The sequence below is a fragment of the Bacillus sp. FSL K6-3154 genome, from assembly GCF_040869395.1.
GTDB classification, from domain to species: domain Bacteria; phylum Bacillota; class Bacilli; order Bacillales; family Bacillaceae; genus Bacillus; species Bacillus safensis.
Genome location: NZ_CP152033.1, coordinates 3,277,843 through 3,290,120, shown reverse-complemented (window position 1 = coordinate 3,290,120; position 12,278 = coordinate 3,277,843). Strand labels below are relative to the sequence as shown.

Below are 12,278 nucleotides of genomic sequence, written 5' to 3'. Positions count from 1 at the left end.
TTCGCCGGCATTTTTTTGTTAGTCTTGTTGATCAATCACGTCTGAGAATAATCCATACACATACGATTCTGCATCAAACTCTTGCAGATCGTCCACCTTTTCACCTAAACCGACAAGCTTTACAGGGATGTTCAGCTCATTTCGAATCGCAAGAACAATTCCGCCTTTTGCAGTACCGTCAAGCTTTGTTAAAGCAATCCCTGTCACATTTGTCGCTTTAGAAAATTCCTTGGCTTGTGCCATGGCGTTTTGACCCGTTGTCGCATCAAGAGCGAGCAATACTTCATGAGGTGCATCTGGAACCTCGCGCTCAATGACTCTCTTGACTTTCTCCAGCTCTTTCATCAAGTTGACTTTGTTTTGAAGTCTTCCTGCTGTATCGCAGATGAGGACATCCGCATTTTTCGCTTTTGCTGATTGAACGGCATCATAGATCACCGCTGCTGGATCAGAGCCTGCTGTTTGTTTGACGACAGGAACACCTGAACGCTCTCCCCACACTTCAAGCTGCTCGATGGCACCAGCACGGAACGTATCACCTGCTGCTAAAATGACGGATTTCCCTTCATTTTTCAGCTTGTTTGCAAGCTTGCCGATCGTCGTTGTTTTTCCAACACCGTTGACGCCTACAAATAAAATGATATTCAAACGCCCGTCTTCAATGTTCAGTGCAGAGATTTGTTCCTCTCCGCTATTGTAGATATCAACCAGTTTTTCAGAAATGACCGCTTGTACTTCGCTTGGGTCTTGAATGTTTCTTAATTTCACTTCTTTTTTCAGCTCATCAATCAGTTCCATCACAGTTGTGAAACCGACATCAGCGCCGATCAGAACCTCTTCCAGCTCTTCAAAAAAGTCTTCGTCGACTTTGCGATAGCGGGAAATCAGTTCATTTACTTTTCCTTGGAAGGAGTTTCTCGTTTTTTCGAGTCCATCTTTAAACTTTTCTGATACTGAATCGGTTCGCTGCGTAAATTTTTCTTTTAATTTCTTAAAAAAGCTCATTGGTTCAAAAACCTCCTTTAATTACTGGACAAGCTCTTTCGTTTCTTCTAGTTTGACAGATACAAGCTTAGAAACACCTGATTCCTGCATGGTCACGCCGTAGAGCACATCGGCTTCTTCCATTGTTCCCTTGCGGTGCGTAATGACAATGAACTGTGTTTCCTGGCTGTATTTCTTTAAATATTGCGCAAAACGGAAAACATTTGCTTCATCAAGTGCCGCTTCTACCTCATCTAACACGCAGAATGGAACAGGTCTCACTTTTAAAATAGAGAATAGTAAAGCGATCGCTGTTAAGGCTCTCTCTCCGCCTGAAAGAAGGCTTAAGTTTTGCAGTTTTTTCCCTGGCGGCTGCGCGACAATATCAACGCCAGAGTTGAGTAAATCATTTGGATCTGTCAGCTTAAGATCTGCTCTTCCACCGCCAAATAATGCTTGGAAAACAGATTCAAAGTGACCGCGGATTTGAGAGAATGTCTCAGAGAAACGCTTTGTCATCTCTTGATCCATTTCTTCGATGACTTGGAATAATGTATTTTTCGCTTCTGTCAGATCATTTCGCTGTTCTGTTAAGAAGAGATAGCGTTCATTCACACGTTCATACTCGTCAATGCTGCCTAAGTTTACTGTTCCAAGCTCTTCAATGGCTAGTTTGATCAGCTTCACTCGTTTTCTTGCTTCATCTGGCGATAACGTCAATTGATACATCTCTTTTGCTCCTTCAAATGAAAGAGCATATTCATCGTTCAAATAAGCGATCAGGTTATCGAGCTCGACTTCCATACGGCCAAGCTTAATCTCTTCATCTTTTAAGCTTGTGGTGAGCTGCTTATACAAACGTTTTTGTTCTTTAAGCTCACGTTCAGCAAATTCTAATGTTTCAGAAAGAGCGAGACGCTGCTTACGACGCTCTGAAATGAGGGCGGTTGTTTTGTTTTTGTTTTCCAGCTTCTCTTTCGCCGCTTCTTCCAGCTGTTCGGCTCCGCTTGAACTAGATGACATTTCACTTGTTAAGAGTGACAGATCTTCTTTTGTTTCCATCAGTGTCTGTTCAGCTTCTTCTAATTCAGCCATTAAGCTCGAAAGCTTTTCTTGTTCATTCGCTAAGGACTGCTCTTTTTTGGCAAGCGAGATTTTCAGCTCTGTTAATTCAGCTGAAATGGTTTCCTTCGTTGAGCTTTGCGTCTGCTTACGCTTTGTTAATGTATTGATCTCTTGATCAAGAGCCGTCAATTTTTCACCTATAGAGGCTTCTAGAGCGACCTGCTTTTTGTCCTTATCCGCGAGTTCAGTAGAACGCTGCTGCAACTCTTCTTTTTCTTGATCATAGAGTTCAAGATGAGCATTGATATTTTTTTCTGCAACTTGCAGTTCGTATAGCTTTCCTTTGAGATCTTGCTGCTTTTCACGAAGCGTTTCGCCGCGCTGACGCAGTTCGTTTAATTGGCTTTCGTTTACTCCGATTAGTTGCTTCGTTTCTTTTGTTTCTTTTTCAAGGATCGTTGTTTTCTCTTCCATTTCAACGAGCTGCTTTGTTAACGTTTCGATCTCCCGGTTTCTTGAAAGAAGAGAGTTGTTCTTTTTCTTTACGCCGCCACCAGTCATTGAACCGCCGGGGTTTACGACATCTCCATCAAGGGTCACAATGCGGTAACGATGTCCAAGCATTTTCGCCAGTTCATTGGCGCCTTTTAAGTCTCTAACGATCAGCACAGTTCCAAGCAAGTTCTGAATCACCTTTTGATACTTTTCGTCAAAGGAAACGAGGTGACTCGCTACACCGATAAATGCAGCATGCTGCTCTGCTGTTTGAACATCTCTGAGCTGAATGGTTCTGTCTTTGATCACGTTCATTGGCAGGAAGGTTGCACGTCCAAAGGAGTGCTGCTTTAAGTATCCAATCGCTTGTCTCGCAGCTGCTTCATTTTCTGTAACGACGTGCTGCGTGGCTGCACCCAGCGCAATTTCAATCGCTGTCTCATACTGCTGATCCGTTTGAATCAGCTCTGCAATGGCACCATGAATACCGCCTAACCGTTCTTTTGCCTTTAAGACCTCTTTCACTCCTTGGAAAAAGCCTGAGAAGTCTTCCTGCATGGATTCAAGCATTTCTTTTTTGGATTTTGCCTGCTGTACGTATTGATAGGCTTGGTAAAGAGCCGTTTCTTTTTTCTCGTATTGACGTCTCATTTGCTCAAGCTTTTGTTCTGCTTCTCTAAAGCGTTTGACTTGAGCCAGAATGTCTTCTTCCAGTGCTGAAAGCTGCTGCTCAGCTTCTGTTTTCTTTTCTTTAACAGACACTCGTTCTTCGATATGTTTTTGGTTATTTTGCGTCAGCCGCTCTAGCTGAATCGCCGCCTGGCGCTGCTGTTCTTCTAGTAATTTACGTTCATTTCGAATGGAAGCCTGTTCATTGAGCAGATCAAAATAATCGCTTTTCAGCTGTTCAATTTGACCTTCCACATCTTCACTATGAAGCGACAGTTGATGCTGCTTTGTTTTCACTTCATCTTTTAGCTGGTGCACTTCTTTTTGCAGGCTGTCCCGCGTGATTTTCTGCTGCTCAATCTTTTCGGTTAACAGCGACTGCTTTTCAGTTAAGCGAACGAGCGTTTCTTCAAGCTGTCCTTGGTTTGCGGCCGCATTTTTTTTCCGTTCTTTTAGCACTTCTTTTTTTCCTTCAAGCTTTTCTAATTCTTCACTTGTGAAAAGAAGAACTTCTTGCAGGTCATTAATTGATTCGTCAAGCGCTTGAATGCGGTCTCTCGACTCTTCAATTTTGGCTTCTTTTGCTTGGATATCTGTAGACTGCTTCATTTCATCTTGTTTGAAGCGCTCGACTGCTTCACCAAGTGTTGTCCATTTTTCATGAAGTGCTTCGATGTCATGGACAGTTAGGGCAATTTCGACATTTTCAAGCTCTTCTTTTTTTTGCAAATAGTCCTTTGCAATGGATGCTTGCATTCTTAATGGTTCTACTTGATCTTCTAGTTCATGCAGAATATCTTCTACTCGGTTTAAGTTGTCCTGCGTTTCAAACAGTTTATTCTCGGCTTTTTTCTTCCTTGTTTTATATTTTAAAACGCCAGCCGCTTCTTCAAAAATACTTCTTCTCTCTTCTGCCTTGCTTGATAGAATTTCCTCTACCTTTCCTTGGCTGATGATTGAAAAAGCTTCCTTTCCAAGACCTGAATCCATGAAAAGATCAATAATATCCTTTAAGCGGACAGATTGATTGTTTATGAGAAATTCACTTTCGCCTGAACGATAAACCCTTCTTGTCACACTGACTTCATGAAAATCGATCGGTAAAAAATGATCTTCGTTATCTAACGTTAAAGTCACCTCTGCTAGATTGACTCTTTTTCTTGAGTCACTTCCTGCAAAAATGATATCTTCCATTTTTCCTCCGCGGAGGCTTTTCGCTGATTGTTCTCCAAGTACCCAGCGGATGGCATCGGTAATATTACTTTTGCCGCTTCCGTTTGGTCCAACAACAGCTGTGACCCCTTTAACAAAGTCCACGGTCACTCGCTGTGCAAATGATTTGAATCCTATCACGTCTAAACGTTTGAGGAACATGAGAGTGATCCTCCTTATGTATTTAAAGTACTATCATCTTACCATATGAAGTGAAAAAAGATGATGGAAAACAGAGTGAAATCCCCCTGAATAACGAGGGGGATTTTATTGGTTCATATGATGTTTCTGCAATTTAGCAAGTGCTTCCTGTGCAGCGTGCTGTTCTGCTTCTTTTTTAGAGCGTCCATTTCCAATTCCGAGCACTTCACCTCGAAGGGATACATTTGCTTCAAATTCCCGGTTATGTGCAGGCCCTTTTTCATGCAGGATACGGTATTCAAGCACACCTTTTCCATCGCGCTGCACAAATTCTTGCAGCTGGCTTTTAAAGTCCATGACGTGCGAGAACGCTCCATCATTAATTTTCGGATAAACGTACGCTTCTAGGAAGCGTTCAACTGGCTCCAGCCCCTGATCTAAATAAAGTGCGCCGATAAACGCCTCGAATACGTCCGCTAAGAGTGCTGGGCGTTTTCTACCGCCTGTCATTTCTTCGCCTTTTCCTAAAAGAACAAGGTCTCCGAAGGACAGCTCATGTGCTAGTGATACAAGTGACGGTTCACATACGATCGCCGCTCTTAGTTTCGTTAAATCTCCCTCGCTCATCGCTGGATATTTTGCAAATAAGAATTGAGAGATGGTCAATTCTAAAACAGCATCTCCTAAAAATTCAAGTCTTTCATTGTCCTCGTATGGTTTTTTCCGGTGTTCATTCACATAAGAGGAATGGGTAAAGGCTTGATATAGAAGCTTTTCATTTTTAAAGTGTACAGAAATGCGCTGCTGGAATTCTCTAAATTGCTCTAGTTTTTTGCTCTGTTTCTGTTTGTCTTTATATTGTTTTGGCATAGCAACCTCCAGGTAGGCGTAATCGCCTTTAAGGATACTGATTATATGGAGTCTCTCTTTCTACATGCAGGGAAACAGTGCTCCCAGCATCTGAAAAAGGCTGACAATTGATCAGCTGAATGTGTTGAAACTAACATAAATTTTCAAAGTCCCGTCGAAAGTAGACGGGACTTTGTTACGCTTATTGCTGGCTATTTATGTAGTTCACAGCGTCACCGACTGTTGCAATTTTTTCAGCATCTTCGTCAGAAATTTCCATATCGAACTCATCTTCAAGTTCCATAACTAGCTCAACTACATCAAGGGAATCAGCGCCTAAATCTTCTTTAAATGAAGCTTCCATTTTCACGTCAGCCTCATCAACGCCAAGGCGGTCTACAATAATTTTTGATACACGCTCTAATACGTCTGCCATTGCCTTTCACCTCCCCTCAAAGTATTATAGTTGAATTGTTTTTAAAAAACTAGAGAAAACCTAATGAAATTTTGATATTTCTTAGGACATGACCATTCCGCCATCTACTTGGATGGTCTGGCCTGTAATATAACCTGCTCCTTCTGAAGCTAAAAAGACAACGACGTTGCTAATATCTTCAGGTGCACCAAAGCGTGCGAGCGGAATTTGCTTGAGCATTTCCGTTTGTACATTTTCATCAAGCTTGTCTGTCATATCTGTTGAAATAAAGCCTGGTGCCACTGCATTAACAGTAATATGACGGGTTGCCAGCTCTTTTGCTGTTGTTTTCGTTAATCCGATGACACCAGCTTTTGCTGCAACATAGTTTGCTTGTCCAGGGTTTCCACATACACCAACGACTGAAGCCAAATTGATGATTCTTCCGCTTCTTTGCTTCATCATTTGACGTGTCACGGCTTTTGTACAGTTAAAGACACCTTTTAAGTTTATGTTAATGACATCATCCCATTCATTCTCTTTCATTCTCATGAGCAGATTGTCCTTTGTGATCCCTGCATTATTCACAAGAATGTCAATTGAACCAAAGGTATCAATTGCTTGTTTCATCATGGATTGTACTTCTTCAGCATTTGAGACATCAGCTTTCACAGCAAATGCCTGCTGGCCGAGTGCTTTGATTTCATCTACGACTTCATTTGCTTTTGCTTCGTTTCCAGAATAGTTCACGACAACATTTGCACCACTTTTCGCTAAATCGATCGCGATGGAACGGCCAATCCCGCGTGATGCTCCTGTTACAACGGCTGTTTTATTTGTAAGCATCAAGAATCCCCCTTGAGTGTTTGAATGGCTGCTTCAATTGTTTCTTGATCTGAAACGGAAATCGTCGTCAGGCGGCGATTCACTTTTTTCACAAGACCTGAAAGCACTTTGCCAGGACCAATTTCAATAAATGTTGTGACGCCTAAATCAATAAGACGTTCCACACTTTCTTCAAAACGAACTGGAGAATACAGTTGTTCAATGAGCTTTGTCTCAATTTCATCACGAGAAGTCACGATGTCTGCTGTTACGTTTGAGATGACCGGAGTTTTGGCATCCGCAATATCCAGCTTTGACAAAACATCTGTAAATTTTTCAGCGGCTGGTTTCATTAATGCAGAATGGAAAGGTCCGCTTACTTCAAGGGCAATTGCACGTTTTGCGCCTTTTTCTTTCGCTTTCTCTGAAGCAAGTTCTACTCCTTTGGCTGTACCAGAGATCACGATTTGACCAGGACAGTTTAAGTTAGCGAGCTCTACAAGGTGACCGCTCTCTGTCACTTCTTTTGTCACTTCTTCAAGTGCCGCTTTGTCTAAGCCAAGAATTGCTGCCATGGCGCCTTCTCCTGCTGGAACAACTTCATTCATTAATTCTCCGCGCTTTCTGACTGCATAAACAGCATCTTTAAACGAAAGTGCGCCTGCTGCAACGAGGGCAGTGTATTCACCAAGACTGTGTCCTGCTGCATAATCTGCTTTGATTCCGCTCTCTTCAAATTTCTTTAAGATGGCGATACTTGTCGTTAAAAGAGCTGGCTGCGCGTTAAAGGTGAGCGTCAGTTCTTCTGCATCCCCTTCAAAAATCATAGAAGATAAGTCAAACCCGAGGGTATTGTCTGCTTCTTCAAAAACAGCTTTAGATACTGCTTCTTGGTCAAATAAATCTTTTCCCATGCCAATTTTTTGAGAGCCTTGGCCAGGGAATAAAAATGCAATTTTAGTCATGCTGCTTTACCTCCAATTAAGACTCTTTCGTCGTTTCTTTTTGGACTTCTTGATGAATGATGGCTGAAACGTCTTTTTCTACGATATCACGCGCCTGACGAATTGCATGGAAAATGGCATTTTCATCAGAAGAGCCGTGCGCTTTAATAACAGGTGCCTTTAAACCAAATAAAGCGGCACCGCCATATTCGGAGTAATCCATTTTAGATTTCATCTGCATCAATTTCGGCTTCATCATGCCTGCTGCTATTTTTGCTGTGAAGCTTGATGTTAAAGTTTCTTTCAGCATTTTAAAAACAGAAAGGGCTGTGCCTTCAATTGTTTTAAGCGCAATATTTCCTGTGAAACCATCTGTGACAACAACGTCAGCAACACCTTCTAATAAGTCACGGGACTCTACATTTCCTACGAAATTCAAGTCGGAAGCTTTTAATAATTCAAAGGTTTTTTTCGTTAAATCGTTGCCTTTTTTATCTTCTGTTCCTACATTTAACAGTCCAACACGCGGATTGCTCTTTGGGAAAACACGCTCTGCGTAGATGGATCCCATCATGGCATATTGCACGAGATGCTCTGGTTTAGCATCAACGTTGGCACCAACATCTAGTAATAAGAAGCCGCTGCCATCCAGTGTTGGCAAAGTTGGGGCAAGGGCTGGTCTGTCAATACCGTCAATTCTGCCTACGATAAACAGTCCCGCTGTCATGAGGGCGCCAGTATTTCCTGCTGAGATGCAGGCATCTGCTCGTCCTTCAGACACTTCCTGCGCCATTTTCACCATAGATGAATCCTTTTTACGTCTGACTGCACGCACTGGTTCATCTGTCGGTTCAATGACTTCTTTTGCATCTAAAATCGTGATGCGGTCGTTGTTTGTTATGTATGGTTTGATTTTGTTTTCATCGCCGACAAGTGTAATCTCGATATCTGAAAATGCTGTTAAGCTTTTTTGCACACCGTCAATAATGGCTTTAGGGGCATGATCTCCCCCCATTGCATCGACTGCAATTCTCATATTACGTGCCACCTTTTACTTTTGTTTTGAGCGATACATGACGAAGTCACCTGAGAAGACAACTTCCTCACCAACATAGCTGTTTACTTCAACTACGGTTCTTCCTTTTTCTTTATCATGTGAGGCTACTTTGGCTTTAGAGACGACTCTTTCGCCTTGTTTCACCTGCCTTGTAAACCTGATATTCGCTTTTGCTGTCAAAGCCAGTTCATCGTCAATGACGGCAACTGCCAGCGAATTTGCCTGGGCGAAGAGATGATGTCCCCTGGCAATTTGGTTTCGGCTGAATACATGCTCTTTTCTCACTTCTAAAATGGAAATAGCTTGATCATCAAGCTCTACATCAATCATTTCTCCAATCACTTCATCCAGTGGAAGTGACTTTACTTCATCCTCTAATGTCTTTTCGGCCACATGCTTAATTCTTTCGCGTAATTCAGGGATCGACAGCTCTAAACGATCAAGACGAACCGTTTGTATGCTGACACCGAATTTACTTGCCAATTCTTCATCAGTAATGAATGGAGTCGAGCTGATCGTTTGCTGGAGAAGCTTTTGACGTTCTTTTTTATTTAGTTTCATATGCAGACACCATCCGTACATTTATGACTAGGTACTAATAGTAGTATATAATCTCATAGATGATAAATCAATCCTTGTTTCAAAAAGACAAGAAAATTCCTCCAGCGTTTGATCAGCTTAATTTATCTCCTCCCAGCACACCGCTGTCTATCAGCGTTTGCCGAAGTTCTTTGTATTCGGGATCAGTCCAAAAGGCGTCCGATTGGACAAGATCTGCTGCATCTTTTCTAGCTGTTTCCAGCGCTCTATAGTCGTGAACCATATCTGCTACCTTAAATTCTGGCATCCCGCTTTGTTTTTTACCGAAGAAATCGCCGGGTCCTCTTAGTTCTAAGTCCTTTTCAGACAGCTCAAAGCCATCGGTTGTTTCGGACATGATCCGCATCCGCTCTTTCCCCGTTTCTGACTTCGGATCAGCCATTAAAATACAAAATGATTGATGCTCTCCTCGTCCGACCCGGCCTCTTAGCTGATGAAGCTGAGACAGTCCGAAGCGGTCTGCATCATAAATGACCATGATGGTTGCATTCGGCACGTTGACCCCGACTTCAACAACTGTGGTTGAAACGAGAATTTGTACTTCATTTGCGGTAAAGGCTCTCATGACCTGATCCTTTTCATCACTCGCCAGCTTCCCATGCATTAAGCCGATCGACCACTTGCCGCGGTATGCTTCAGTGAGCATGCTATGGACATCAAGCGCATTTTGGACATCAAGCTTGTCTGATTCTTCAATGAGCGGACAAATGATATATGCCTGTCTTCCTTTTCTCAGCTCTTTATCCACAAAAGCAAGAATTCTCTCAAGCATGTCATGCTTCACCCAATACGTTTCGATTTGTTTTCTGCCAGCTGGCAATTCATCAATGACGGATACGTCCATTTCTCCAAAGACAGTGATCGCAAGTGTTCGCGGAATAGGTGTGGCCGTCATAAACAAGACATCTGGGTCCTGTCCTTTACTTCGCAGTTTTTTCCGCTGCTCTACGCCAAACCGGTGCTGTTCATCTGTAATGACAAGACCGAGCTGCTGAAATTCGACTTCGTCTTGAATGAGTGCGTGCGTGCCGACTAATATGTCAATCTCGCCTTCTTTTAAACGTTCAAGCAATTCTCTGCGTCTCTTTCCTTTCACAGAGCTTGTCAAAAGGGCGATATTCAGCCCCCATTTTTCAAACAGCTGGTAAAGTGAATCGGCATGCTGCTCTGCCAAAATTTCTGTTGGGACCATTAATGCACCTTGAAAACCTGATAAATGAGCGGCATAAAGCGCAATGGCTGCAACAGCTGTTTTCCCTGAACCTACATCTCCTTGAAGCAGCCGGTTCATTCGATATGGAGACGCCATGTCCGACATGATTTCATCAAGTACTCTTGATTGTGCCTTCGTCAGCGGAAATGGCAGGCTGTTAACAAACTCAAAAACAGCCTCTTTGGAAAACGGATGCTGGATGCCTGATGTCCTCTCTCGTTCTTTTTTTCTAATCGCCTGCATCTTCAGTTGAAAAATGAGAAATTCCTCGTACACAAAACGGCGTCTTGCTTGCTTGAGCGAGTCTCTTGTTTCTGGAAGATGAATGGCTTTTAATGCTTCCTGATAGGACATGAGTTTATAGGCAGAAACAAGCTGCTTTGGCAATGGATCTTCAGCTTTGTCTGCATAAAGTGACAAGGCCTGCTTTACAAAGCGTCTCATCATTTTCACGGTCACATTTTCTTTTACTGAATAAACGGGCTCTATACTGCCATCTTGCTCGTGCGTCCCTTTTTTAAATTCCTGCACCATGATAGATTGACGGTTTTTATCCCATTTTCCTGTAACGGAAACTGTATCACCTAACACAAGGCTTCGTTTTAAATATGGGCGATTGAAACAAATCGCTGTAATGAGAAAACGCCCGACAAGCAGCCTGAATGTCAGCCTGCTTCGTTTTTTTCCATAATAGGTGAGAACGGGCTCACTATGTACTTTTCCTTCAACTGTGACACGTTCGTCATGTTTGACTTCTTCTAAGTTACGAAGCTCATAGTCGTCATATCGATAAGGAAAGTAGCCGAGTAAATCGGCTACTGTGTAGATTCCAAGTTCATTGAGTGTTTTTTCGGTTTCCTCTCCAATCCCCTTCAGGACAGAGACATTATCTTGCAGTTTCTGTATCACGAGATGAGGTCACACCTCCGAAAATCTTCTTTTCAAGCTCTCTTGCTGTCGGTGTCGCAGCGAGACCGCCTTGTGCAGTTTCGCGAAGAGCTGTTGGCATCGTTTGACCGATTTTGTACATCGCATCAATCACTTCATCACAAGGAATGCGGCTTGTGATGCCAGCAAGAGCCATGTCTGCTGCGATCATGGCGTTAGATGCACCCATTGCGTTTCGTTTCACGCAAGGTACCTCGACAAGTCCCGCTACTGGATCGCAAACAAGTCCAAGCATATTTTTCAGTGTAATCGCCATCGCTTCTGCAGATTGCTGCGGTGTACCGCCTGCCATCTCGACAATCGCTGCTGCCGCCATACCTGATGCAGAACCTACCTCTGCCTGACAGCCGCCTGCTGCACCGGAAATGCTCGCGTTATTCGCCACAACAAAACCAAATGCGCCAGAAGTAAATAGGAATCTGACCATTTGTTCCTTTGTTGGCTTTAATGTTTCTTTTACTGCAAATAACGTACCTGGTACAACACCTGCTGAGCCTGCTGTAGGCGTTGCACAAATGGTTCCCATTGCGGCATTGACTTCATTTGTTGCAACTGCTTTACTGACAGCATCTAATATCGTATGACCAGACAGTGTTTTGCCTGATGCGATATAGGCTTGAAGTTTGACTGCATCTCCGCCTGTTAAACCTGATAATGATTTCACACCCTTCAGCCCGTTTTCAACGGCCTGCTCCATCACTTCTAGGTTGCGGTACATCTGGGAGAAAATTTCTTCACGTGACTTCCCTGTCACTTCCATTTCTTGCACAATCATAATTTCTGAAATGGAGGTATTCCGTTCTTCTGTTAGCTGCACGAGTTCTTTGACGTTTTTAAACATCATTCATAACCTCCTTGTTG

10 protein-coding genes are annotated in these 12,278 nt (G+C 43.0%); all 10 read right to left on the bottom strand.

Translation table 11 applies throughout. The features are described 5' to 3' along the window. Nucleotides 1-18: 18 nt before the first annotated feature. Nucleotides 19-1,005: a signal recognition particle-docking protein FtsY gene (gene ftsY, locus MHH61_RS16980; RefSeq protein ID WP_125586806.1), complete on the bottom strand. Its 987-nt coding sequence runs from the start codon at nucleotides 1,003-1,005 to the stop codon at nucleotides 19-21. A 21-nt stretch (nucleotides 1,006-1,026) separates the two neighbouring features. Continuing rightward, nucleotides 1,027-4,587: a chromosome segregation protein SMC gene (smc, locus tag MHH61_RS16975; protein WP_125586808.1), complete on the bottom strand. Its 3,561-nt coding sequence runs from the start codon at nucleotides 4,585-4,587 to the stop codon at nucleotides 1,027-1,029. 105 nt (nucleotides 4,588-4,692) lie between these two features. Beyond that, complete coding sequence (rnc, locus tag MHH61_RS16970) at nucleotides 4,693-5,436, bottom strand: ribonuclease III (protein ID WP_008344850.1); 744 nt, start codon at nucleotides 5,434-5,436, stop codon at nucleotides 4,693-4,695. A 181-nt stretch (nucleotides 5,437-5,617) separates the two neighbouring features. Beyond that, the gene (acpP, locus tag MHH61_RS16965) at nucleotides 5,618-5,851 is read right to left on the bottom strand and encodes an acyl carrier protein (RefSeq protein ID WP_003212028.1); all 234 of its coding nucleotides are present in this window, start codon (nucleotides 5,849-5,851) and stop codon (nucleotides 5,618-5,620) included. 81 nt (nucleotides 5,852-5,932) lie between these two features. Continuing rightward, nucleotides 5,933-6,676, bottom strand: coding sequence for a 3-oxoacyl-[acyl-carrier-protein] reductase (gene fabG, locus MHH61_RS16960; protein ID WP_025092570.1), 744 nt, complete (start codon nucleotides 6,674-6,676; stop codon nucleotides 5,933-5,935). Continuing rightward, on the bottom strand, nucleotides 6,676-7,620 hold the full coding sequence (gene fabD, locus MHH61_RS16955) for an ACP S-malonyltransferase (protein WP_125586811.1): 945 nt from the start codon (nucleotides 7,618-7,620) through the stop codon (nucleotides 6,676-6,678). Before fabD ends, fabG begins: the two co-directional genes overlap by 1 nt. Nucleotides 7,621-7,636: 16 nt before the next feature. Next, on the bottom strand, nucleotides 7,637-8,635 hold the full coding sequence (gene plsX, locus MHH61_RS16950; RefSeq protein WP_024426965.1) for a phosphate acyltransferase PlsX: 999 nt from the start codon (nucleotides 8,633-8,635) through the stop codon (nucleotides 7,637-7,639). A gap of 15 nt (nucleotides 8,636-8,650) precedes the next feature. After that, nucleotides 8,651-9,217 carry a transcription factor FapR gene (fapR, locus tag MHH61_RS16945; protein ID WP_024424199.1) on the bottom strand — a complete coding sequence of 189 codons (567 nt, stop codon included), beginning with the start codon at nucleotides 9,215-9,217 and terminating at the stop codon, nucleotides 8,651-8,653. 112 nt (nucleotides 9,218-9,329) lie between these two features. Beyond that, on the bottom strand, nucleotides 9,330-11,378 hold the full coding sequence (recG, locus tag MHH61_RS16940) for an ATP-dependent DNA helicase RecG (RefSeq protein ID WP_024426964.1): 2,049 nt from the start codon (nucleotides 11,376-11,378) through the stop codon (nucleotides 9,330-9,332). After that, the gene (gene sdaAA, locus MHH61_RS16935) at nucleotides 11,356-12,258 is read right to left on the bottom strand and encodes an L-serine ammonia-lyase, iron-sulfur-dependent, subunit alpha (RefSeq protein ID WP_024424200.1); all 903 of its coding nucleotides are present in this window, start codon (nucleotides 12,256-12,258) and stop codon (nucleotides 11,356-11,358) included. The genes recG and sdaAA overlap by 23 nt, the downstream gene beginning before the upstream one ends. Nucleotides 12,259-12,278 lie beyond the last annotated feature (20 nt).

What these genes read in the sequence shown, in the direction of transcription:
- fabD (WP_125586811.1), bottom strand. Translation starts at nt 7,620, where the DNA reads ATGACTAAAATTGCATTTTTATTCCCTGGCCAAGGCTCTCAAAAAATT.
- plsX (WP_024426965.1), bottom strand. Translation starts at nt 8,635, where the DNA reads ATGAGAATTGCAGTCGATGCAATGGGGGGAGATCATGCCCCTAAAGCC.
- acpP (WP_003212028.1), bottom strand. Translation starts at nt 5,851, where the DNA reads ATGGCAGACGTATTAGAGCGTGTATCAAAAATTATTGTAGACCGCCTT.
- fapR (WP_024424199.1), bottom strand. Translation starts at nt 9,217, where the DNA reads ATGAAACTAAATAAAAAAGAACGTCAAAAGCTTCTCCAGCAAACGATC.
- sdaAA (WP_024424200.1), bottom strand. Translation starts at nt 12,258, where the DNA reads ATGTTTAAAAACGTCAAAGAACTCGTGCAGCTAACAGAAGAACGGAAT.
- smc (WP_125586808.1), bottom strand. Translation starts at nt 4,587, where the DNA reads ATGTTCCTCAAACGTTTAGACGTGATAGGATTCAAATCATTTGCACAG.
- rnc (WP_008344850.1), bottom strand. Translation starts at nt 5,436, where the DNA reads ATGCCAAAACAATATAAAGACAAACAGAAACAGAGCAAAAAACTAGAG.
- ftsY (WP_125586806.1), bottom strand. Translation starts at nt 1,005, where the DNA reads ATGAGCTTTTTTAAGAAATTAAAAGAAAAATTTACGCAGCGAACCGAT.
- fabG (WP_025092570.1), bottom strand. Translation starts at nt 6,676, where the DNA reads ATGCTTACAAATAAAACAGCCGTTGTAACAGGAGCATCACGCGGGATT.